The sequence below is a fragment of the Magnetofaba australis IT-1 genome (assembly GCF_002109495.1).
Taxonomy (GTDB): Bacteria; Pseudomonadota; Magnetococcia; order Magnetococcales; family Magnetococcaceae; genus Magnetofaba; species Magnetofaba australis.
Window position 1 is genome coordinate 179,050 of sequence record NZ_LVJN01000019.1, and the last position, 20,019, is coordinate 199,068.

Genomic DNA, 20,019 nt, shown 5'->3' on the forward strand with positions numbered 1-20,019 from the left:
GATACAAAAGACTTAAGAGCAGTCCGAGGACGCTATGAAAGAGGAATTGGAAAAACGCACAGTCACCACGCCCGACGGCCAGTCCATCGAGATCGAGCCGCTGCGCGACTACTACTGTGACGCCCGCCCGGAGGTTCATCCGCCCGCCTACATGCAGATCGTCGAGGATCTGTTCAACTGGGCGCGCGCCAACTCCATCTGGATTCTGGGCTTTGGCACCGGTTGCGGGGCCATCGAGATGCGTCCGCTGATGACGCCGCGCTTCGACGCCTACCGCTTCGGCGTGCAGTGGCGCGCCACCCCGCGTCAGGCCAACCTGTTTGTCATCTCCGGCTATCTGTCGGTGAAGACCCTCAAGCGGGTGGTGCGCTCCTACGAGCAGATGCAGAACCCCAAATATGTCGTGGGGCTGGGCTCCTGCACCATCAACGGCGGCATGTATTGGGACTCCTACAACACCATCAAGCAGCTGGCCGACTACCTGCCGGTGGATCTCTACATCACCGGCTGCATGCCGCGCCCGGAGGCGCTGCTGGCGGGGTTTGAGGATCTGAAAACGCTGATTCGCGCGGGCAAGGCCGAAGGGGCCAACCGTTATGCGGAGAATTTTGACTGGTACAAAGCCAACCAGAAGAAGGTGATTCTGGATTGGGACATGCCGGACTACAACTGGTGATGGCCATGGATGCGATTCTCAAAAATCTGAGCGCTCGCTGCGCGCTTGGCGAGCTGGACAAACGCCGCGCGGACCTGTGGTTCGTCACGGTGGACCCGGCCCATGTGCGCCCGGCCCTGGCCCACCTGCGCGATAACGAGGGCTTCACCCATCTGGTGCTGCTCACCGCGGTGGACTGGATGGAGGAGGGGCGGTTTCAGCTCACCTATCTGCTGCACAACCGCGCCGCTGCGCTGGACGTGGGGCTGCGCTGCTTCATCGACCGCGAAACCGCGACCATGGAGAGCATCCACGACATGTGGGCCACCGCCGCCACCTATCAGCGCGAACTCAAGGAGATGTTCGGCATCGACTTCCCCGGCAGCCCCGGGGTGGATGACGAATTCATCCTCGAAGGGTGGGCCGAGATTCCGCCCTATCGCCGTGATTTCGACACCCTGGCCTACGCCGAGGCGACCTATACCAATCGCCCGGGCCGCGCCAGCGAAGATCCGGAAGAGTACATGCAGCGCAAACTCTATCCCGAGGGGGCGTGACATGTTCGACTATCATCCCGATCGCACCCAATACCCGGCCAAGCGCGAAGATGGCTCGCTGGATATCGACCTGACTTCGGGCAAATACCTGAAACTGTGGCACGGTCCGCAGCATCCGGGCATCACCGGCAATATGTCGGTGGAGCTGACCGTGTGCGGCGACGAAGTGGTGCAGGCCAAGACCCACGTCGGCTATCTGCACCGGGGCTTCGAGAAGCTGATGGAGCGGCGCAGCTTCATCCAGGTGTTCCCCATCGTCTGCCGCGTCTGCGTGCCAGAGCCGGACTTCAACGAATACTGCTACGCCGCCGCCATCGAAGAGCTGGCGGGCCTGGAGATCCCCGAGCAGGCGCGCTGGATTCGCGCCATGGTGCTGGAGATGGGGCGCATCAACAGCTACCTGATGTACATGGGCGGTCAGGCGGGGGCGTTCGGCATGGCCATGCCCGGGCAGTGGACCACCTACGTGCGCGATCTGATGCTGGATCGCTTCGAGGAGCTGACCGGCGCGCGCATCTACCACATGTACATCATGCCCGGCGGCGTGCGCGGCAAACTGCCCGAAGGGTTCGAGCAGCGCATGGAGGAGACTCTGCGCGAGATCGAACGGGTGATGAAGGATGTGTGGGAGGTGATGTTCTGCAACGCGGTGTTCAAAAAGCGCACCGTGGGTCAGGCGGTGATTCAGCCCGAATGGATCGAGCCCTATGGCGTCACCGGCCCCAACGCCCGCGCCTGTGGCCGCCCCAATGACGTGCGCCTGGACCAGCCCTATCTGGTCTATCCCGAGCTGGAGCTGGAGGCGATCACCGGCCAGGATGGGGACATCTATACCCGCGCCGATGTGCGCCGTCGCGACATCCTGCAATCAGTGGATCTGATTCGTCAGATTCTCATCAAAATGCCCCGCAGCGGCCCGGTGATGGCCAAGCTGCCCAACGTGCTGCACTGGAAGATCCCCCACGGCGAGACCTACATTCGCGGCGAGTGCTCGCGCGGCGAGTATGGCTACTACGTGGTCACCGACGGCAGCGGCTATCCGCGTCGCATCAACGTGCGCGGTCCGTCCTATACCCACGCCGTGGCGCTGCTGGAGATGATGATGGTCAACCTCAACATCTCCGATGTGGCCGGGTTGATGGTCTCCCTGCACACCTATCCGCCCGAGGTGGAGAGATAACATGTCCCTGCGCGATATCCTCTCGCCCCTGACCGCCTGGAAGAACCTCCTGCGGGAGCCGGGGACCATCAAAGATCCGCTCAATCGCGAAGCGGCGGACCGCTATCGCGGCTTCCACAAGAACGATGCGGCGCTGTGCATCGGCTGCGGCACCTGCGAGGCGATCTGCCAGAACGCCGCCATCGACATGGTGGCGGTGGACGGGATCGAGACCGTCTCCGGCAACTCCGGGCTGCGTCCGCGCATCGACTACGGGCGCTGCTGCTGGTGCGCGCTGTGCGTGGACGTCTGCATGACCAGTTCGCTGACCATGTCCAACCACTACACCTGGGTGGAGAGCGACCCCGACGCCTACCGCTTCATCCCCGGGGTGGACAAGAAGGCGTGGGACAGTTGTGAAAAGGGTTACACCCGCGCCGAAGGCCATCGTTTGACGCCCACCAAGCGCGCCCATATGGGCGAAATGGAGCCTGAACAGCGCATCGGCGGTTTTGCCGAGATCGTCAACGGCTACTCCGTGGAGGAGGCGCTGGCCGAGGCCGACCGCTGCGTCTCCTGCGGGCTGTGCATCGCCACCTGCCCGGCGCACATGTCCATCCCCCGTTACATCGAAGCGGTGCGCGACGGCGACTACACCCGCGGTGTGTCGCTGCTGTATGAGACCAATCCGTTCTCGCAGGTGTGCGGACGGGTGTGCACCCACAAGTGCGAAGACGCCTGCGCCTCGGCCCACGAGGGCGAGGCCATCGCCATTCGTTGGCTCAAGCGCCACATCACCGACAACGCCACCGCTGCGGACTTCCAGCAGGCGGCGGGGACGGCGGCTCCGGCCACCGGCAAGCGGGTGGCCATCATCGGCGCCGGTCCGGCGGGTCTGACCACCGCCTTCGATCTGGCCAAAATGGGCCACGCGGTGGAGATCTTCGAGGCGCGGCCCCATGCGGGCGGCATGTTCCGCTACGGCATTCCCGAATACCGTCTGCCGTATGACGTGATGGATCGCGACATTCAGGTGATTCTGGATATGGGCGCGCAGTTACACTGCAATACCCGTGTGGGCGAGAGCATCACCATGGAGCAGCTGCGTGAGCAGTTCGACGCGGTGGCGCTGTGCATCGGTCTGCACCTGGGACGCGGCACTCGCATCCCCGGCAGCGAGCATCCGGCGGTGACCAAGGCGGTGGATCTGCTGCGCGACATCACCGAGGGCAAAGAGGTGGTCGTGCCCGAGAAGCTGGTGGTGATCGGCGGCGGCAACGTGGCCATGGACATCGCCCGCAGCATGGGCCGCTTGCAGACCCAACGTTACGGCAAGTTGGACGTGACCGTCACCGCGCTGGAGGATCGCGCCCACTTCCTGGCCGACCCCGACGAGATTCGCGAGTGCGGCGAGGAGGGCATCGCAATTTACGACGCGCGCGGACCCCGTGAAATCGTGCTGGATGACAACGGCGGTCTGGTGGGGCTGAAGACCTTCAAGGTGCTCTCCATCTTCGACAAGGATGGCCGCTTTGCGCCGTCGTACGATGAGTCCGACGCGCGGATCCACCACGCCGACATGGTGGTGGAGGCGATCGGTCAGATGTCCGACGTCAGCCTGCTGGGCGAGGCCCTCACCGAGGCGCTGGAGTGGAATCGCGGACGCATCAAGGCCGACGCCGATGGCTGCACCTCGGAGCCGTGGTTGTGGGCGGCGGGGGACTGCGTGCATGGCCCCGACGTGATTCACGCCGTGGCCGACGGCCACCGCGTGGCGGCCAGTGTGGATGCGTATCTGAAAGGCGCTTGAAAGCATCGGCGCGGCGGCTCACACTGAAGTTGTTGGGCACTGAGCGCCCCGCATTCAACGCAGCACAAGGGAGGGGTTTCCATGAATGGCGCGCCAAGCAGCGGATTCAATCAACTCAAGGATAAGAAGAGCCTGGATGATATCCTCGCCGTGGCCACCGAGTTCGAGCGCACCGCGCGGGACTTCTACGGCGCTTTGGTCAACAAGGTGAGCAAGCCGTTGCGCTATCTGGTGGAGGAGCTGGCGACCGAGGAGCAGCGTCACTACGACCTGTTCGCCGAGCTGCGCGCGCGCGCCGATCTGGCCGAGCAGATTCAGGCCATGGTGGAGACGCCCGAGAGCGATGGCCGTTTCTCTGATGCCGTGCACCTGCCGGAGTTGGGCGAGAAGCCTGACGATCAGGCGGTGTTGCAGTATGCGCTCTACCGCGAGCACACCGCCATGGAGCAGTATCAAGCCCTGGCGGCATCGACGGAGCCGGGACCGATTCAGGAGCTGTTCATCTGGCTGGCTGATGAGGAGACCCGGCACAAGCAGGAGTTGGAGAAGCGCTACTATGAAATCGTTCATAGTGGTGGTGTGTGAGTCTAGCCGCAGAGCCTTTTAAGCTCTGTCCGCTTCAGCCCGTTGCTTGGGTTGAGGGGGGGACGGCCAGAAGAAAAGCGCAGCGGGGACTCCGGAAGCGACAGGAGAGTGTGCCATGAAAAGCATCATTGCGCTGACGGACCTGACCGATAGCTGTAAACCGGTCATCGCCCTGTCCGAGGAGTTGGCCAAGGGCATGGGCTGGCGCCTCTACGTGATGCACGTGGTCCCGCCACATGACGCCAAGGGCGGACCGGCCTATGTAGGCAACGAGGTGGATGACGGCCAGCCGCGTCGCGATGCGGCGGCGGCGCTCAAAGAGCTGCGCCACAAGCTTCACGCCCAGCGCGATGAGTTGATTGCGCGCGGCGTGGATTGTCATGCGGTGATGGTGGAGGGGCAGCTGGAAGAGAAGCTGCTCAAAGAGGTGGACGCCATTAATCCGGAGTTCGTCATCATCGGTCGCCACTGCCATGACATGCTCTACAAGGTCATCTTTGGCAACCGCAGCGACAAACTGCTGGATAAGCTCAAGCAGCCGCTGATGGTGGTGCCGCTGCCCAAATAAGTCGTGTGGGCAGGCGTGAACGCCGATGCTTGCGCACAAGGCGTAGACTCTGCTAAACAGCCGAGAGCCGTCGCCTGCAGTTGTGCGCACAAGGCAATGATCAGCACAGTCCGATGCGTGGCGCGTCGTGTGCCGGAAGATCGAACTGCGCGCGTCTCTTTGCATCTGAAATTTCAGATTTGGCGCGCGGTTTGTGAAGATCTTCCCTGGCGTCGTTGTCGCGCATGGCGTTCGGCGTGAGTTTTTTGAGGCGGGCGCCCCAGTATGGCGCGTGAATTGCGTTGCCTTGTGTGATGACTGGATTCCTCCTGTGCGGTCTGTGAAAAGACCGCACCTCCACCCTTTACTGCGTCCATTATCTCCATGCGCCTCCATCGACTGATTGCTCTGTTCGTGTCTCTGTTTGGGGTTGTGGCGCTGGCGGGCGGCGCCTGGGCCTCCGCATCGCCGGAAATCACTGAGACCCAGCTGGATCTGACCCATACCGCCACCGGCTATCTGGCGGTGATGCTGTTTGTGGTCGCCTATCTGGTGGTGATGGGCGAAGAGGTGATCAAACTACGCAAATCCAAGCCGGTGCTGCTGGCGGCCGGGTTGATCTGGGGAATGATCGCCTTTGCCTATAGTCAACATGGGCTGCCCCATGTGGCCGAAGCGGCCATGCGCCACAATATCCTCGAATACGCCGAGCTGTTCCTGTTCCTACTGGTGGCCATGACCTACGTCAACGCCATGGAGGAGCGGCTGGTGTTCCAGGCGTTGCGCTCGTGGCTGGTGCGCAGCGGCTTCAACTACCGCATGATGTTCTGGATGACCGGCATTCTGGCGTTTTTTATCTCGCCGGTGGCCGATAACCTCACCACTGCTCTGCTGATGTGCGCGGTGCTGCTGGCGGTGGGTCAGGAGAGCCCGCGCTTTGTCTCTCTGGGCTGCGTCAATGTGGTGGTGGCGGCCAATGCCGGCGGCGCCTTCAGTCCGTTTGGGGATATCACCACGCTGATGGTGTGGCAGAAGGGGGTGGTGGATTTCTGGACCTTCTTCCATCTGTTCATCCCCTCGGCGGTGACCTTCCTGCTGCCGGCCGCAGTGATGCACTTCTTCGTACCCCAGGGCGCGCCGGCGCAGAGCGATGAACAGGTGTTTGTCAAACGCGGCGGACTGGTGATCATCGGCCTGTTCCTGGCCACCATCGCCACTGCGGTGGGCTTCCACAACTTCCTGCACCTGCCGCCGGTGGCGGGGATGATGATGGGGTTGGCGTATCTGAAATTCTATAGCTTCTATCTGCGCAAGACCTTTGGCAATCAGCAGTCGCGACGCGCCATTGCCCGTCGCCTGGGGCGCGAAGTCACCGATGAGGATCTGGGCGGGGTCGTCCCCTTTGACAGCTTCAACGCCGTAGCGCGGGCTGAGTGGGATACGCTGCTGTTCTTCTACGGCGTGATTCTCTGCGTGGGCGGTCTGGGTATGATCGGCTATCTGGCGTGGATCTCCGAGGCGATGTACGCCGGCTGGGGACCGACGGCGGCCAATATCGCCGTGGGCGTGCTTTCGGCCGTGATCGACAACATCCCCATTATGTATGCGGTGCTCACCATGCAGCCGCAGATGGATCTGGGGCAGTGGCTGCTGGTGACGTTGACGGCGGGGGTGGGCGGTAGCCTGCTCTCCATCGGCTCCGCCGCCGGGGTGGCGCTGATGGGGCAATCCCGTGGGCGCTACACCTTCTTTACCCACCTGCGCTGGACGCCTGTGATCGCTTTGGGCTATGCGGGCGGCATCGCCACGCACTTCGTGCTCAACGCGCACTTCTTCAAACCCTGATGCTTCATGGAGTGGCGCGGGTCCGTCGCTCGACGATCGACGGACCCGCGCCTGCCAGTATGCGCCCGATGCGTTGATCCCACCATGGGCGGGACCGCGTGACCAGCATTGGCAGCTCTGAGCCAATGAGCGCGGTCGCCGCCATCAACAGCAGCGCATACCTGACTTCGTGAGACAGGCGGTCGGGGTGAGCAGAGAAATCTTGCGGCTCTCTGTAGACCGCCACAGCGCGCCAGAGTGTGGTTGTGGCAGAGGTTCATACACTCTCTGCCTGTGCTTGGCGCGCATCAATCAGCAGTGTGTTGATCTCCTTTACGATCCGTTGGCACAGCGTTTCGACCTTCCCGGCAATCAAGGGGGTCAGCGCCATGCCGGTCTCCAGGCTCAGCGGCGCCACCCCATGCACCACAATGCTCTGCGGCGCACCGTCCAGCAGGGTCATGGCCGCCAGTACGTCGGCGAAACCCACCTGATGCGGTGAAATCTTGGTCTGGAAAAAGGCCCCCAGTTCGCCGTCGCGCAGGGTGATCAACTCACCCGGCGTTTCGGCGTTGATGGCGTCGGCCACGATCAGGTGGTCGGCGGCGCACAGCTCATCCAGCAGATCCATGGCCGCCGTGCCGCCATCGAGCAGGGTGACGCAATCGGGCAGGGGCGGGGCGCGGCGCGCCAGCGCCTCCACCACCCGCACCCCCACGCCCTCGTCACTGAGCAGCAGGTTGCCCAATCCCAGCACCACGATGTTCATCACACCACCTGCACCTTGGTCAGTTCGCGCTGCTGCGGATCCACCATGTGCACCGCGCAAGCCAGGCACGGGTCGAACGAGTGGATGGTGCGCAGCGCCTCCAGCGGACGTTCCGGGTCGGCCACGCTGTTGCCCACCAGGGAGGCTTCATATGGTCCAGCTTGCTCCTCCTGGTCGCGCGGACCGGCGTTCCAGGTGGTGGGCACCACCGCCTGGTAGTTGACGATTTTGCCCTTCTCCACCACTACCCAGTGGGACAGACAGCCGCGCGGGGCTTCGTGGAAGCCGAACCCCTGCACCGCGCCCTTGGGAAACTCCGGTTGGTTGAAGGTCTCCAGATCGCCCTTCCTGATATTGGCCACCAGCCGGTTCCACTGATCATCCAGCGACTCCAGCAGCACCGCGCAGCGCACCGCCCGCGCCGCATGGCGGCCCAGAGTCGATTGCAGCGCCGTAAGCGGCAGTTCTGCGCCGATCAACCCCTTGACCGTGCCCAATAGGGTGTTCAGGTGGCGCGTGGTGGGCTCATGTTTGGCGGCGACCATGGCCAGCACGTTGGCCAGCGGCCCCACCTGGGCGCGTTCGCCCTTGTAGGTGGGCGCTTTGACCCACGAATACTTGCCGTCGTCGGCAAAGTCGGTGTAGTTGGGCCGCGTTTTGCCCTCATACGGATGCAGCGGTTTGTCGTCGTCGGCGTACCAGGCGTGTTTGCTGCTCTCCAGCACCGCGCTCTCAAAAGTTGGATCATGGAAGCCGGTGATGGGTTCAAACTGGGCGATGTCGCCATCCTTGAGGAAGCCGCCTGGCAGCGTACACTCAGCGCCGCGGGTGTCGATGGGCATGTCGGGGACCGACAGCGCATGGGTCACGCCCGCGCCCATGGTGAGCCACTCGGGGTAGTTGGCGGCGATGGCGGCCACGTCCACCATGTAGGCCTGCCGCACGAACAGCGCCAGCTCGTCGATGAACTGTTTGATGCGATAGAGCCGCTCCATATTGATGGCGTCGGCGCTATCGGGGTCCACCGGGTTGGCCACGCCGCCCACCGCCAGATTCTGAATGTGCGGGGTTTTGCCGCCGAGGATGGCGACGATGCGGTTGGCCTTGCGCTGAATCTCCAGCGCCTGCAGATAGTGGGCGGCGGCCATCAGGTTGGCCTCCGGCGACAGACGCATCTCCGGGTGGCCCCAGTAGCCGTTGGCGAAGATGCCCAGTTGCCCGGAGGCGGCGAAGGCTTTGAGCTTATCTTGCACCGCCGTCAGGTTCTGCTCGGAGCTGCCCGCCCAGTCCGACAGACCGGCGGCGAAGCGCGCCGCCTTGGCCGGATCAGCGGAGAGGGCGCTGACGATATCCACCCAGTCCAGCGCCGAGAGGTGATAGAAGTGGACAATATGATCATGCACGCCGTGGGCGGCCATGATCATGTTGCGGATGAACTGCGCATTGAGCGGGATCTCCATATCCAGCGCGTTCTCCACCGCGCGCACCGAGGTGATGGCGTGCACGGTGGTGCACACGCCGCAGATGCGCTGGGTGATGACCCAGGCGTCGCGGGCGTCGCGCCCCTTGAGGATCTCTTCGATGCCGCGCCACATCTGGCCCGACGACCACGCTTTGACCACGCGCCCATCCTGGATTTCACAGTCGATGCGCAGGTGGCCCTCGATGCGCGTAACCGGATCGATGACGATACGTTGAGTCATGACAACCTCCTACGCATGTGTCGGGTGTTCGAAGTCCGGCATCACCGGGAACTTCTTGACCAGGTAGAGGAAGGCGACCACCTCAAAGGAGATCACCGCCAGCGTCACCACCAGCTCCAGAATGGAGGGGTAGTAGCGCCAATCCGCGCCCGCTGCGGTGTAGCCGATGAGCCACGAGTTGAGCCGCAGCATGGCCCCGCCCAGCAGGGTGGAGATGGCGGAAAACAGCACCCGGCACGGGCAGTGGCGCGAGCGCCGCGCGCCCGGCCAGATGAACGCCAGGGCGGCGAAGAAGAGGCCGTTTTCCAGCCAGAAGGTGAATGACTTCCACTCCGGCGCCAGCGCAAGGCCCAGCGCGCCGCGCCAGATCAGGTCGCCAAAGCGGATCAACAGGAACACCGCCAGCAGCGCGCGCAGCAGGTGCGCCAGGCGGTGCAGCAGCCCCATCTCCATGGTGCCGCCCTGAGCCATCAACGCGCCCTTGGCCATGACGATGGCCAGACCCATGGCGATGGCGGTGAGCAGATAGATCACCGGCAGCGTCTGCGTCTGCCACAGCGGCGAGAGCTGATAGCCCAACGAGGTGAGCAGGGTGCCCAGCGACGATTGGTGCATCAGCGGCAGCAGCACTCCCAGGGCGATGAAGATGAACATCACTTTGCGCAGCGGTTTGCGCAGCCAGCCCAGCCCCAAGCCTTCAAGGAAGGCCGGGGAGACCTCCACCGCCAGCACCGTCACGTAGACCGACACGCACAGCGCTACTTCCAGCAGCACCGAGTTGGGGTTGATCAGGCTGGGGACGAAGATGTTGAGCATGTTCATGTAGCGCCCCAGATCGACGACGATGGAGAAGCCGCCCAGGGCGTAGCCAAACAGCCCGGCCAGCAGCGCCGGGCGCATCATGGGGTGATACTCGCGACGGTTCATCACGTAGACCACCAGGGCCATGGCGAAGCCGCCGCAGCCGATGGCGGTGCCGATCACCATATCGAACACCACCCACAGCCCCATGGGGTAGCCGTTGTTGAGGTTGGATACTGCGCCCAGACCCAGCACGAAGCGTTCGATCACCACCACCGCGCCCGCCAGGGCAATGACGGCGAAGGCGAGGAACAGCGGCGTGAGTATGGGCCCGCCTAACGGTCGATGGTTAATGGTCATCGCGCTTCTCCTCATCGGAGGCGTGGGACTCACGCCGGTGGATCAGCGCCAGCAGGCCGCCAAAGATCACTGTGGGAGCGATCATGTCCTTGTAGATGGCGTGCTGGATGCCCTCGGAGACGGTGGCGTAACTGACGTCGGGCACATCGGTGGGCAGCCCCAGTTGTTCAAACGGCTGGCCCGCCAGATAGAGCACTTGCGTGCCGCCCAGTTCGCGCTGGCCATAGACGCCGGGGATGTAGAGCGGCGCAGGGCGTTCATGGCCCTGTTTGCGCCCGCTCAAATCGCCGCGCGGATAGAGCAGAGATTCGCCGGGTTTGGCGTTCAAGCGGCGCTGGGCCTCGACCATGAGCTCCTCCACCGGGCCGAACAGGGTGGCGCCGGTGGGGCAGGCGTCGCAGCAGGCGGGTAGCTCGCCCGCAGCGCGGCGCTCGGGGCACATTTCGCATTTGTGGATGCGGCCATAGGCGCTCACATAGTCGAACTGCGGCACGCCGAAGGGGCAGGCGTAGACGCAGTAGCGGCAGCCGATGCAGCGGTCGGGATCGTTGCTGACGATGCCGGTGACCGGGTCCTTGATCATGGCGTTGACCGGGCACACCGACACGCAGGAGGGATCCACGCAGTGCAGGCAGTGCTGCTTGACGAAGCTAGCCGCGTCGCCCGCATCGCTCTGCTTGATGACGCAGGCGGTGGTGTGGGAGAGCCCTTTGGGCATGTCGTACAGCGCCGACTCGGGGGCGTCGTCGCGCCCCTCTGAGTCGGCGGGCATCCCCAGCTCCCGTTTACAAGCGTTCTGACACCCTTTGCAGCCGATGCACAGGGTGGTGTCGATGAGCATGCCCAGCGCGCCGGGGATGCGCTCCTTGGGCGCGCGTCCGGCTTGGGCTGGGGTGGGGTGGGACAGCGCCGCAGCGGCGCTGGCGGCGGCCCCGAGGACGAATCCACGTCGGGTGATGGCCATGGCCGCCTCCTATTTCTTGCTGTTGCGTTGGGCGGCGTCGCTGCTCTTATCGGGCGGCAGTTCGCACGACAGATTGCGGCGCTCCATTTTGCACAGGCCCACGCCCGCCGCGCCCACCGCCGCGCCCACAGCGCCTGCGGTGAGGGCGGCGGTCAGCGTGGTCACCCCCTGGCCGCGGGTCTCATCTACATTGGGATGCACCCCGGACGGCAGCTTCTCCTGCACCTCGGCCAGTTGGTGGATGCCCTTGCTGAAGCCCACCCCCTGTTCGGTGCAGCCGAAGCAGGGGTGGCCCACGCTCACCGGCCACACCCCGCCGGCGCCGTCGGAGAAGCGCAGGCTGGGGCAGTTGGCGTAGGTTTCCGGGCCTTTGCAGCCCAGTTTGTAGAGGCACCAACCCTGCCGGTGCCCTTCGTCGCCGAAACGTTCGGCAAAGCGACCGGCGTTGAAGTGGGCGCGGCGTTCGCAGTGGTCGTGCACCCGTTTGCCATAGGCGAACAGCGGCCGCCCCTTGTCATCCAGGGCGGGCGCTTTGCCAAAGGTGAGCAGATGCAGCACGGTGGCGATGAAGTTGTGCGGGTTGGGCGGGCAACCGGGGATGGTGACCACGGTTTTGCCCTTCAGGGCCTCGGGCGCGCCCACCGCGTGGGTGGGGTTGGGACTGGCGGCGGCCACGCCGCCCCAGGAGGCGCAAGAGCCGATGGCGATGATGGCCAGGGCGCCTTCGGCGGCTTCGGTGACCAGATCGATCATGGTGCGACCGCCGATTTTGCAGTAGATGCCGTTATCGGCCAGGGGGATGGCGCCCTCCACCACCAACACGTAGCGCCCCTTTTTGTTCTCCACGGTGTCCTTGCGCAGCGCCTCGATCTGATGACCGGCGGCGGCGCACAGGGTCTCGTGGTAGTCCAGCGAGAGGGCGTCGAGCAGCAGATGTTCGAGCGTGGGGTGGTCGGCGCGCAGCAGCGACTCGGAGCAGCCGGTGCACTCCTGGCCGGAGAGCCACAGCACGATGGGACGATCCGGCGCGGTGGCGGCGGCGGCGATTTTGGCTCCGGCGCTGTAGGGCAGACCCAGAGTGGCCGCCACGGTGGTGCAGAGCTTGAGGAATCCGCGTCTGTCGATGCCTACCGGCAGAACAGACGTCTCGGGCGCGTGGGATCGCGACGCGGGCGCGGGGGCATGGATAAGCATGTCGGCCTCCTGAAGAAGCGGTCAGGGTGAATCCCAAGACCTCCTCGGAACGCTCTATTGCTCAGTGCGCGAACCGGCTCGCCGCAGCGCGGCGATCAAACCTGGATCGATCAGAGCGCCAACCCTGGCGTCTTCATCGACCGTTCGCGCTTCCCCCCTTTTTGGTGTTCACCCGATAAACGCTCTCCAAACTGCGTGGTGAATAGCGGCTGGCATTGCAGAGGCGGTGGGCGGCCTGTCAGGCCTGATATCCGACTCGTTGTTTGGCGGAACGGTCGCCGAAATCCGTTCCGTCCATCGCCCGGGGAGGCGTTTGTTCTCCAACTCACCCATGCTTGCAATATCCTCAACTCCATGATCAAGCTTGAGAAACTCTGATCATAGACTGGCGATATGCTTTGCATTCATTAGAAGTGTAGTATATTCTCAAATATAGATTCAATAGATTTTATTAGCGTATAAGAAATTTCTGATATTTGCTCCGCCAACAGCGCCAATTGTGGCAAACTTGTTGGGAAGGGGGACGGTCATGTGTCTGGGCATACCGATGAAGATCATCCGCCTCAACGGACTGCTGGCCGAGTGTGAGGCCAAAGGGGTGCGGCGTGAGGTCAATCTGCTGATGCTGCAGGGCGAACCCCTGGCGGTGGGAGAGTATGTCATGGTGCAGCGGGGCTACGCCCATGAGAAGATGACGGAGGAGGAGGCGCAGGCGGCATGGGAGGTGTATGACAGCGTGCCGGATGTGCTGGGGACGTGCGATTTGTAATGGTGCTGGCGCGCATTTGCCCTTTTGGCGCCTGTGTGGGCTCTGATAGTTTGACTCTATGAAAAAAACTCTTTTGCGGTCTGCAACATATCCTCGATTACGAGCGGACGATGCAGGGGCGCGGCGTGGCTGATGCGTTGGCGGCGGTGAGTCTGCGCGTCATCGGTCGCGTGCAGGGGGTGGGGTTTCGCCCCTTCATCTATCGCATCGCCCACCAGTATGGGGTGGCGGGCTGGGTGCGCAACGCCGCCGGGCGGGTGGAGATTGTGGCGCAGGCGCCGGAAACGGCTCTGACGGCGTTCATCGACGCCATCACCACGCAAGCTCCACCGCTGGCGCGCCCAACTGTGGCGGGGCGTGAAACCATCGATGTCGAGATTGGCCTCAGCGGATTTGTGATTCACCACAGCGCCGAGGGCGATCCGGCGGAAGCGGGTATCCCGCCCGACCAGTTCTGTTGCGACGACTGTTTGGCGGAGATGCGCGACCCCAACCAGCGACGCTTCCGCTACCCCTTCATCAACTGCACTCAGTGCGGTCCGCGCTACACCATCATCGACCATCTACCCTATGACCGCCCCCACACCAGCATGGCGGCGTTTCCCCTTTGCGACGACTGCCGCGCCGAGTATGAGAATCCGCTGGATCGCCGTTTTCACGCCCAGCCGCTGGCGTGTCCGACGTGTGGGCCGCAGCTGACCTTTATGCAGGATGGCGTGCGTCTCAATGGCAATGAGACGGGGCTGCGCGCCGCGGTGGCGGCGCTGCGCGATGGGCGCATCGTGGCGGTCAAGGGCATCGGCGGCTATCACCTGATCTGCGACGCCGCCAACGCTGGGGCGGTGGCGCGATTGCGCGATCTGAAGCCGCGCCCGCATAAGCCGTTGGCGGTGATGCCGCCGCTGCGTGGGGCCGATGGCCTGGCGGCGGCGCGGGCGCTGGCGGAGTTAACTCCTGTCCACGCCGAGGCGCTGCGCGATCCGCTGCGCCCGGTGGTGTTGTGTCCCAAACGCGCTGATGCGCCGCTGTGTGAGGGGATCGCGCAGGGCTTAGGGGAGGTGGGGCTAATGCTCCCCTACAGCCCGCTGCACCATCTGCTGACGCAGGATTTCGGCGCCGCGCTGGTGTGCACTTCAGCCAACATCAGCGGCGAGCCGGTGCTCACCGACAACGCCGAGGTGGAGACGCGTCTGGCCCACGTGGCGCAGGCCTATCTGCACCACAATCGGCCCATCCGCCGCCCCGCCGACGACGGCGTGTTCCGCATTATCGACGGCGCGCCGCGTCCGCTGCGGTTGGGGCGCGGCTGCGCGCCGCTGGAGTTGCGTCTGACGCAGCCGGTGGCGCGTCCGTTGCTGGCTGTTGGCGGGCAGATGAAGAACGCCCTGGCGCTGGCGTGGGGGGAGCGGTTGATCCTCTCGCCCCATATCGGCGATCCGGGGACCCAGCGCGGCATGCGCACTTTTGAGACCACCGCCGCGCAGTTGCAGCAGCTCTACGGCGTGCGCGCCGAAGCGATCGCCCACGACGCCCACCCCGACTACAGCGTCACCCAGTGGGCGCGGGCGCAGGATCTGCCGTTGATTCCGGTGTATCACCACGAAGCCCATGCGGCGGCGATGGCCGGAGAGTTGGCGGCGGAGTATGACGGCGACTGGCTGATCTTCGCCTGGGATGGGGTGGGATTGGGCCGTGACGGGACGCTGTGGGGCGGCGAAGCGCTGTTGGGGCGTCCCGGCGCCTGGAAGCGTGTCGGTAGTTGGCGCCCGTTCGCCCTGCCCGGCGGCGATGCGGCGGCGCGGCAGCCGTGGCGCAGCGCGGCGGCGCTTTGCTGGAGTCTGCAGCAACCATTCGCGACTCCCGGTCTGTCACGTGAGGCGCTCCAGTTGCTGAAACAGGCGTGGGAGCGGGGAATCAACGCGCCGGTGACCAGCGCCGTGGGGCGGCTGTTCGACGCGGCGTCGGCGCTGTGCGGCGTGTGCCTCGAGGCCAGTTTTGAAGGGCAAGGGCCGATGATGCTGGAGGCGGTGTGCGATGCGGCGTCGGCGCCGCTGGATCTACCGCTGGCGCGCAATGCCGAGGGGGTTTGGGTCAGCGATTGGGCGCCGCTGGTCGCCGCCATGGCTGATGCGGATCACGCCATCGCCGCACGTAGCGGCCTGTTCCACGCCACGCTCATCGCCGCGCTGCTGGCTCAGGCTCAGGCCGTCGCCGCTGATCACCCTGGCGCGCTGCGGGTGGGGCTGGGCGGCGGCGTGTTTCAGAATCGGATGCTGTGCGAAGGGGCGCTCACGGCGCTGCGCGGGGCCGGGTTTGACGCCCATGTGGGGCGCGAGATCCCCATGAACGACGCCGGGCTGGCCGCCGGTCAGATCTTTGAGGCGCTGGCCTCGCCAAGGTTGTAATCGGCTGCGGCGGTCGCCCGGGGCCGCGCTCTATGCCGTCGGCGCGTGCTCTGACGGAGGCGCGTTGGATTCATCAGCAATCCCGCCGCGCGCTTCAAAGCCCATCACCAGCACGTCATCGCGGCGTCGCTCCCCCCCTTGATACGTCACCAATGACTCCATGATGCGCTCCTCCTGCTGGGACATCGGCGTCTTCTGCAGGGAGAGCAGCAGCTCACGGAAGCGCTTCTTGCCATAGGCGCGACGCTTCTTGCCGCCGATCTGGTCGATCAACCCGTCGGAGGTCATGTAGAAACGCTTGCCCGGCGTCATGGGGATCTCGTTGAGTTTGTAGGTCTGATCAAACGGGATGCCGCGATAGCCGATGCCCTTGCGGGTGGGCTTGAGGTCGGTCAGTTGGCCGTTTTCGATGATGAACAGGTCGAAACGGGCGCTGGCGAACAGCATGCGGTCGCCGCTGGGGGGGAAGTAGCACACCCCCAACTCCATGCCGTCGTCAGATTCGCCGCTCTCGCCATCCTGGCCCAGAGTGCGCTGCACCGCCTGGTGGATGGTTTGCAGAAACAGATCCGGGCGCCCCTGGGGAGTCTCCAGCAGAGCGCGGTCCATGGCCCCGGTGGTGATCAGGGTCATGAACGCGCCGGGCACGCCGTGGCCGGTGCAGTCGCCCAGGCAGATGATGACGCCGTCGCGCCACTTGCTGGCCCAGTAGATGTCGCCGCCCACCACGTCACGCGGACGCCACAGAATGAAAAAGTCGGAGAAGAGGCGGTTGAAGGTCTGCTCTTCGGGCAGAATGGCGCGCTGGATGCGGCTGGCGTAGTTGATGCTGGAGGTGATCACCGCATAGGCGTCCTCCAACTGCTCCTGGGCGCGCTGACGGGCGGCGATATTCTCGGCCATCTGTCTACTGACGTCCACAAAGGTGCGCGCCAGATCGCCCACCTCGTCGGCGCGATTTGTGTAAGGGATCGCCTCGGCCTTGTGGGTGTTGGCGAAGTCGATGAAGGCCTGGGCGATGCGTCCCAGCGGAATGGCGATGCGCTGGGCCATGCTCAGGCCCGGTAGCGCCAGCCCAATCATCACCAGCACCGAGACCCCCAACAGCACCCGGCGCAACTGATTCACCGGCGCCTCCATCTCATCGATGTCGATCTCCGCCATCAGCACCCAGGTGACGCCACGGAACGCCAGCGCCTGGAAGCCGATCAGGCTGGGACGGCCATGCATGCCCACGCCCTGCTCCACCGCGCGCTCACCGCTCAGAGCGCGGAATACCAACGGGGTGTCGCGGGAGGCGCGCAGGGCGCGCTGATATTTGTCCACGCGGGAGTCGGAGCGCAAGCGGAAGTCGTCGCCCACCAGATAGGTCTCGCCGCTGGCCCCCAGCCCCTCTTCCGACTGCATGATGGCGTTAATGGCGGTCAGCGGCAGGCCGATGATCAGGGCGCCCACACTCTCGCCGCCGTCCAGGATCGGCGCGGCCAGAAAGGCCACTGGGATCTCGTCATCGCCGGCGTAGGGGGTGAAGTCGGCGAACAGCTCTGCGCGGCTGGCGCCATCCTCGCGCAGGGCGGCATCCGCCAGGCGGCTGATCTTGCTGTTCATGGCGCCGCCGGAGATTAGATTGAGAGCAAAATACTCCCCTTTGATGGCGCTGTAGATGACGTCGCCATCCAGGTTGACCAGCATCATGTCATGATAGCCCAGCTCTCGGGTGACGTCGGCGAACCAGGGGTGAATGCGGCGATGGGTGAGGAAATAGGTGTCCAGTCCTGGCGGCGGCGGCGACGGCATGGCCGAGGCCACGCCCTCGGGTTGGGCGGCGGGGAACAGGGCGCGCAGATCCTGGGCGCGCTTCCCCGGCTCCAGTTCGGCCCAGGCGGCGTCCAGCTCAAACAGCGCGTTCTTTACCCCGGAGCCGCTGCTGAAGGCGGCCAGTTCGCGCTCGGTGGTCTCAAGGAATTTGCGCAGCGCATTCATGCGGTCATTGCGCAGCGCCGAGAAGGTCTCGATCTTGGCGACGCGCAAGGCGTCGGCCATGAACACATAGGCCAACGAACTGAGCAGCACGGTGTTGATGATCACCCCGGCGACAATCAGCGTCGGGAGTTTATAGCGCAATTTCATGGGGCGCGTCCGCTGTTGACAGGCGAATGAATGCGGTCGAATTCAGACTGTTTATGAACAGAAAGCGTCGGGAGTTTCGCCTTTCTCACCATGCGCTTGGTCAACAGTCTGGCCAAGGCGTCGGATCCGAAGGGAGTGCCCATGCTTGGACTCTCTCGCACAGCCAATCAATTGGGCGTCATATCCGCCAAGGCGGCGTTGACCTTTTCAATCCAGGCGTCGGGGGTCTTCTGGCTGCACAGCAGATAGCGTTTGTTGCCCTCGGGCGCCCCTTCGGGGTGCATCTCCGTCAGACTCTTGCCATCGCGCTCGAACTTGCCCAGCAACGATTCGGCCTCTTCGGCGGCGACGAACATGTAGTCGATTTCGCCATGGGAGAGCATGCGCAATAGGCCTATGTTGTCCTGCGCCACCTTGACTGTCGGCGTTTTCAGTTCGGCCATCATGGCGTCGACTTCTGCGCCCATGCTAAAGCCCAGTTTGATGCCCAGTTTGACCTCTTGCGCCGCCAGTAGGTCGTGCAGAGAGGTGAGTTTGTCAAAGCGGGCGTCCTCGGCGCGGCGCAGGGCGGCCATGGGGCGGTCGCGATAGATGGGGTCGCTGAATTTGGCGTAGGTTTCGCGTTCGGGGTTTTTGAACCATCCCACCGCGCATGCGGCTTTGCGGTTGCGCTTGATCTTACTCAGATGACGATTGGAGGCGACCTCTTTCCAGATTGGCGTGACGCCGGCGCGACGCAACGCCTCGCCGGCGCGTCCCGCCACCAAGCCGCCCATGGAGCCATCCAACTGTTTGACGTAGTAAGGCGGGCGTTCAAACACCAGCAACTCCAACGTATCTGCGGCGCGCGCCGGGCTGGGGAGCAGCAGAGCGCACAGTGCGGCCAGTGCGCCCAGGCGCAGGGCGAAATGTTGCAAGACGGAAGAGGTCATGGCGGCTCCCTTGCGACGCATCGGGTGGTTCGGCGTTTTGTTTCAGGAATGCAACAACGGGCTAAACATCCCACTTATATCATGTCATGGGGATAATCTCTAGCACGGCGCGCGGATTGCGTGGCCGAAAGAGGATGGCAATCTTTTTGCTTTTGCAGGATGTTTTTGCGGGTGTGCGCAATGCTTGACATGCGCTCAGGCGCGCAGGACACTATGCACTCATATATTGGGATGAACTTGATTTACACGGTGAGGGGATTTGATGAGTCTGTGGAGAACGCCATGAACGCGCAGGAGTTGCTGGATTACAGGCGGGGCATGGATCATGAAGAGGTGGTTTTTTGTTATTCCGGGTATGTGACAGAGGAGATTTTGGTGGGCGTTGGTCAGGCGCTCAAAGCGAAATTGCGTGAAGAGGAAGAGGAGAAGAGCGTGGCGCGCAACATGTTCAGCCTGTTCGTTGAACAGGTGCAGAACGTGATCCGCTACTCGCGCGAGCGCATTACCGTGCAGAACGGTGAATTTGGTTTTAATGAAATGGCCTTTGGCGTTTTCGCCGTGGGCCGGGTGGATGGCAAACGCTATGTTTCGTGTGGCAATGTCATTGACCAGAATGAAGTGGCGCGTATGCGCGATAAACTTGAGCATATTCAAACGCTGGATGCCAAAGGTCTGAAAACGCTGTACAAAGAGATTTTGCGCGGCGAAACGCCCGAGGGCAGTAAAGGCGCAGGCGTGGGGTTGTTGGATATCGCCCGCCGCGCCACCGGTGGTTTGGACTATGATTTTGTCAAACTCAAAGAGGGGGAGGCCTTCTTTGCGCTGACAGCCTATATCTAGCGCAAGCAGGAGTGG

The 20,019-nt window shown here is 63.8% G+C and carries 17 protein-coding genes; 10 read left to right on the forward strand and 7 right to left on the reverse strand.

The window, feature by feature from the left end:
* Positions 1–34: 34 nt before the first annotated feature.
* From nuoB to nhaD, 7 genes are all read left to right on the forward strand, one after another.
* On the forward strand, positions 35–676 hold the full coding sequence (gene nuoB / locus MAIT1_RS10245; RefSeq protein ID WP_085442185.1) for an NADH-quinone oxidoreductase subunit NuoB: 642 nt from the start codon (positions 35–37) through the stop codon (positions 674–676).
* Complete coding sequence (locus MAIT1_RS10250) at positions 649–1,212, forward strand: NADH-quinone oxidoreductase subunit C (RefSeq protein WP_241893452.1); 564 nt, start codon at positions 649–651, stop codon at positions 1,210–1,212. Before nuoB ends, MAIT1_RS10250 begins: the two co-directional genes overlap by 28 nt.
* Before the next feature lies 1 nt (position 1,213).
* A complete protein-coding gene (locus tag MAIT1_RS10255) occupies positions 1,214–2,392 on the forward strand; it encodes an NADH-quinone oxidoreductase subunit D-related protein (protein ID WP_085442187.1) in 1,179 nt (392 codons plus the stop codon).
* A 1-nt stretch (position 2,393) separates the two neighbouring features.
* Positions 2,394–4,181: an FAD-dependent oxidoreductase gene (locus tag MAIT1_RS10260; protein ID WP_085442188.1), complete on the forward strand. Its 1,788-nt coding sequence runs from the start codon at positions 2,394–2,396 to the stop codon at positions 4,179–4,181.
* An 81-nt stretch (positions 4,182–4,262) separates the two neighbouring features.
* Positions 4,263–4,766 (forward strand): ferritin family protein, encoded by a 504-nt coding sequence (locus MAIT1_RS10265; RefSeq protein WP_085442189.1) that lies wholly within the window; start codon positions 4,263–4,265, stop codon positions 4,764–4,766.
* 115 nt (positions 4,767–4,881) lie between these two features.
* Positions 4,882–5,334 (forward strand): universal stress protein, encoded by a 453-nt coding sequence (locus MAIT1_RS10270; protein ID WP_085442190.1) that lies wholly within the window; start codon positions 4,882–4,884, stop codon positions 5,332–5,334.
* Between the two features lie 363 nt (positions 5,335–5,697).
* Complete coding sequence (gene nhaD, locus MAIT1_RS10275; RefSeq protein ID WP_085442191.1) at positions 5,698–7,158, forward strand: sodium:proton antiporter NhaD; 1,461 nt, start codon at positions 5,698–5,700, stop codon at positions 7,156–7,158.
* 256 nt (positions 7,159–7,414) lie between these two features.
* Here the strand turns inward: nhaD and MAIT1_RS10280 are convergent, their stop codons facing one another.
* From MAIT1_RS10280 to MAIT1_RS10300, 5 genes are read right to left on the reverse strand one after another with little or no spacing between them, the layout of a single operon-like run.
* Positions 7,415–7,906 (reverse strand): HyaD/HybD family hydrogenase maturation endopeptidase, encoded by a 492-nt coding sequence (locus MAIT1_RS10280; RefSeq protein WP_241893471.1) that lies wholly within the window; start codon positions 7,904–7,906, stop codon positions 7,415–7,417.
* Positions 7,906–9,609 (reverse strand): nickel-dependent hydrogenase large subunit, encoded by a 1,704-nt coding sequence (locus tag MAIT1_RS10285; RefSeq protein WP_085442193.1) that lies wholly within the window; start codon positions 9,607–9,609, stop codon positions 7,906–7,908. Before MAIT1_RS10285 ends, MAIT1_RS10280 begins: the two co-directional genes overlap by 1 nt.
* A 9-nt stretch (positions 9,610–9,618) precedes the next feature.
* Complete coding sequence (locus MAIT1_RS10290; RefSeq protein ID WP_085442194.1) at positions 9,619–10,770, reverse strand: polysulfide reductase NrfD family protein; 1,152 nt, start codon at positions 10,768–10,770, stop codon at positions 9,619–9,621.
* Complete coding sequence (gene hybA / locus MAIT1_RS10295) at positions 10,760–11,734, reverse strand: hydrogenase 2 operon protein HybA (protein ID WP_085442195.1); 975 nt, start codon at positions 11,732–11,734, stop codon at positions 10,760–10,762. Before hybA ends, MAIT1_RS10290 begins: the two co-directional genes overlap by 11 nt.
* A 9-nt stretch (positions 11,735–11,743) precedes the next feature.
* Positions 11,744–12,928, reverse strand: a complete 1,185-nt coding sequence (locus MAIT1_RS10300) for a hydrogenase small subunit (protein WP_085442196.1) — start codon at positions 12,926–12,928, stop codon at positions 11,744–11,746.
* Between the two features lie 529 nt (positions 12,929–13,457).
* On the opposite strand from MAIT1_RS10300, the gene MAIT1_RS10305 reads away from it, so the two are divergent.
* Positions 13,458–13,697, forward strand: coding sequence for a HypC/HybG/HupF family hydrogenase formation chaperone (locus tag MAIT1_RS10305; RefSeq protein WP_085442197.1), 240 nt, complete (start codon positions 13,458–13,460; stop codon positions 13,695–13,697).
* Between the two features lie 125 nt (positions 13,698–13,822).
* The gene (gene hypF, locus MAIT1_RS10310) at positions 13,823–16,102 is read left to right on the forward strand and encodes a carbamoyltransferase HypF (RefSeq protein WP_241893454.1); all 2,280 of its coding nucleotides are present in this window, start codon (positions 13,823–13,825) and stop codon (positions 16,100–16,102) included.
* A 30-nt stretch (positions 16,103–16,132) separates the two neighbouring features.
* Here hypF and MAIT1_RS10315 read toward each other — a convergent pair whose 3' ends face one another.
* Both MAIT1_RS10315 and MAIT1_RS10320 read right to left on the reverse strand, forming a co-directional pair.
* Complete coding sequence (locus MAIT1_RS10315; RefSeq protein WP_085442199.1) at positions 16,133–18,232, reverse strand: SpoIIE family protein phosphatase; 2,100 nt, start codon at positions 18,230–18,232, stop codon at positions 16,133–16,135.
* A 167-nt stretch (positions 18,233–18,399) separates the two neighbouring features.
* Positions 18,400–19,164, reverse strand: a complete 765-nt coding sequence (locus tag MAIT1_RS10320) for a substrate-binding periplasmic protein (protein ID WP_158089421.1) — start codon at positions 19,162–19,164, stop codon at positions 18,400–18,402.
* A 120-nt stretch (positions 19,165–19,284) separates the two neighbouring features.
* On the opposite strand from MAIT1_RS10320, the gene MAIT1_RS10325 reads away from it, so the two are divergent.
* A complete protein-coding gene (locus tag MAIT1_RS10325; RefSeq protein WP_143814772.1) occupies positions 19,285–20,004 on the forward strand; it encodes a SiaB family protein kinase in 720 nt (239 codons plus the stop codon).
* Positions 20,005–20,019 lie beyond the last annotated feature (15 nt).